Genomic DNA, 1,425 nt, shown 5'->3' on the forward strand with positions numbered 1-1,425 from the left:
CCGGGGGCTCCGCCTGCTCGCCGGCCGGGAGGCGCTGCGGCTCGGCAAGCGGCTGCTGGTGCTCAGCGACGGGCACGGCGACACCGCGCACGAGCCGGTCCGGCCCGACGAGGCGGTGCCGCTCGCCGACATGGGCGTCACCGTGCTGCACCTGCTGTCCCGGCGCATCGACGAACCCGGCCAGGTGTCGGTGCGCGTCACCGTCGACGACGACGGGCACGGCGTCACCGTCGAGGACCTGCGCGGCGAGGAACCCGTCGTGGTGCGCGGCTCGCTGGACGAGTTGACGCCCGGCGGAGCGCTCGGCCTCAGCCGCAGCCTCGCGCCGCTGCGGCTGTCACCCGAGTCCGCCGCGTCCGGCGCGCCGCTGTCCGGCCCGGTCGACTTCACCGAGCTGATGGGCATCGACGACGCCGCCGACCTGGACGTCGACCGGATGTGGGCGCCACGCGGCGACCAGGCGTTCCTGCGGGTCCCGATCGGCCTCGGCGACAGCCACGAACCGGTGCTGCTCGACCTCAAGGAGTCCGCCGAACTCGGCATGGGCCCGCACGGGTTGTGTGTCGGCGCGACCGGCTCGGGCAAGAGTGAGCTGCTGCGCACGCTCGTCCTCGCACTGGTCGCCACCCACCCGCCGGAGGACCTGGCGATGGTGCTCGTCGACTACAAGGGCGGCGCCACGTTCGCGCCCTTCGCGTCGCTGCCGCACGTCGCCGGCATCATCACCAACCTGGAGAACCGCGCCGGGCTCGTCGAGCGGGTGCACTCCAGCCTGGCCGGCGAGGTCAAGCGCCGCCAGCAGGTGCTGAAGGACGCGGGCAACATCGCCGACATCTCCACCTACGCCGCCACCCGCGCCCAGCGCCCCGAACTCGACCCGCTGCCGCACCTGTTCGTCGTCATCGACGAGTTCGGTGAACTGCTCACCGCGAAGCCGGACTTCATCGACCTGTTCCTCTCCATCGGGCGCATCGGCCGGTCCATCGGCGTGCACCTGCTGCTCTCCAGCCAGCGCATCGAGGGCGGCAAGCTCAAGGGTCTGGACACCTACCTCTCCTACCGGCTGGGCCTGCGCACCTTCTCGCCCGACGAGTCCCGCACCGTGTTGGACACCCCCGACGCCTTCCACCTGCCGCCGATCCCCGGCTTCGGCTACCTGAAGGTCGACACCAGCGCCTACGAGCGGTTCAAGGCCAGCTACGTGTCCGGTCCGCACACCGGCCCCACCCGGCGCGGTGACGACACCGAGGACCGTCCGGCGGTGCTGCCCTACCCGGCGTACAACACGCTCGACGACGACACCGGGCAGTCCGCCGACCCGTCGGCGGCTCCCGCGCCGGCCCGCCGCACGGTGGGCCCCACGCTGCTGTCCACACTCGTGGGGCAACTGGCCGCCGCCGCACCGCCGGTGCCGCAGATCTGGCT

The 1,425-nt window shown here is 72.8% G+C and carries 1 protein-coding gene; it reads left to right on the forward strand.

The window, feature by feature from the left end; translation table 11 throughout:
• Window positions 1-1,425 (forward strand): FtsK/SpoIIIE domain-containing protein (locus tag ACYVE9_RS26815; protein WP_461030485.1); only part of this gene is annotated, 1,425 nt, incomplete at both ends.

This window comes from Streptomyces sparsus, assembly GCF_054776295.1.